Below are 1,977 nucleotides of genomic sequence, written 5' to 3' on the forward strand. Positions count from 1 at the left end.
AGAGAAAATGAAAAAAGAAAAGGAAAATAAAGACTTATCGGCAGATATGAAAAAGGAGATGGATAAACTAAATGAAAAGATTAGGGAGCTTGAGAAAAAGGCTGCTGAAACAAATAAAGCTCCTGTAACATCAAACCCTATTACACCGATCAGTCCCATTTCCGGAAGTAAGACAAGCTCAGGTGTTTCAAATCAAACACCTGTAAATAATATAGGCAAAGGCTCATCTCCACAGGATAGTACAGAAAAGATTACAAAGGACATAAATATTGGTAAGACCGATGAAAAAGAAAAGGAAATTCGTTATCCCAACAAGCTGACACCGAAACAGCCCGCTAATAATGGTAGTCAGGATTCTTCATTAGATGGTTCAAGTAAGAATGTAAATACCAATAAAGGAGTTGCTTCTGCTCCATCAAAGGCACGAGGAACTGTTACGGAAAATAAGGATAATGCGAACAAGGATTATTCGATTCATCATGGAGATAGCGGTGATAAGAGAGAAACGGATATGTATTCAGCGGATGCAAGACAGTTTGTTACCTTTACAACTAAAAATGGTAAGACTTTTCATTTAATCATTAACCATGATGAGGATAGCGAAAATGTCATGCTCCTAACCGAAGTATCTGAAGATGATCTTCTTAATATGGTTGAGAAAAAAGAAGCTCCGAAACAGGAAATTACAAAGGAAGAACCTGAAAAAGAAGAATCTAAGCCAGTAAAAAAAGAAGAAAGCAGCAATATGGGAACCTACTTAATTCTCATTCTTGTAGTAGCAGGAGCATTAGGTGCAGGATATTATTTTAAGGTCGTTAAGAAAAAGGAAGATAAGGAGCTTGAAGGCTTTGAGGAGGAAGATGATGATTTCTTTTCAGAAGCGGAAGAAAGCGAAAATGAAGTAGATGAAGCAGAAACAGAAGATAAGGAAGATGATGATTTGGAATAAATTTGCACCCAAAACTATCTCATATTTGGTGCAAAACACAGGGCGAGAGAGTAAAATCTTTCGCCCTTTTATATTGAAAAACAGGAGGAAAAATATAGATGAAACTTGTAATTGCTGAAAAGCCAAGTGTTGCAATCTCTATTGCAAAAGTGATTGGAGCTACAAAAAAGAAAGACGGATACTATGAGGGAAACGGATACAAGGTAAGTTGGTGTGTTGGACACTTAATTAAAATGGCAAATCCAGAAAGCTACGATGAAAGGTACGCAAAGTGGAATATGGCTGATTTACCGATTATTCCAAAAGAATATAAGTATGAGATTGCAAAGTCCACAAAGAAACAATTTACGATTCTTAAAAAGCTCATGGACGATAAGGACATAGACATCGTGATAAATGCTTGCGATGCAGGGCGTGAGGGAGAAGCAATCTTCAGGCTTGTCTACAATCAGGCAAATTGTAAAAAGAAGATGAAACGCCTTTGGATTTCATCAATGGAAGATAGTGCCATAAAAGAGGGTTTTGATAACCTGAAAGACGGAAGTTTTTACGATAATCTATTCGAATCATCACAAGCAAGGGCGATTGCAGATTGGCTTGTGGGAATGAATTTAAGCAGACTCTATTCGTGTCTATACAAGCAAAATTACAGTGTGGGAAGAGTTCAAACACCTACCCTTGCCATGATTGTAAATAGAGATGATGAGATAGCAAATTTTAAGAAAGAAAAATATTTTACAGTCGAACTTTCTATGAATGGTTTTACACTATCAACAGAGAGAATTGATGATGAGGTTGCTGCTGAACAGCTAATCAATTTAGTTGGCGATAAGATAGGAATTACCGATGTTATTCAAAAGGAAAAGATAACAAAGCCTGATTTGCCTTTTGACCTTACAACACTTCAAAGAGAGTGCAATAAGTATTTTGGATATAGTGCCAAGCAAACACTTGATTATGCACAGAGCCTATACGAGAAAAAACTGATTACCTATCCAAGAACAGACAGCAGATGCTTAACGGAAGAT

Annotated in this window: 2 protein-coding genes; both read left to right on the forward strand. The window is 36.7% G+C overall.

What is annotated here, in order from left to right; all coding sequences use genetic code 11:
* Positions 1-949 (forward strand): CD1107 family mobile element protein (locus tag HMPREF2801_RS07090; protein WP_148130087.1); only part of this gene is annotated, 949 nt, incomplete at its 5' end.
* A gap of 98 nt (positions 950-1,047) precedes the next feature.
* The coding region (locus HMPREF2801_RS07095; RefSeq protein ID WP_246829994.1) for a DNA topoisomerase at positions 1,048-1,977 on the forward strand (930 nt) is incomplete at its 3' end.

Origin of the sequence: Peptoniphilus sp. HMSC062D09 (assembly GCF_001811425.1) — a bacterium.
Taxonomy (GTDB): Bacteria; Bacillota; Clostridia; order Tissierellales; family Peptoniphilaceae; genus Peptoniphilus_A.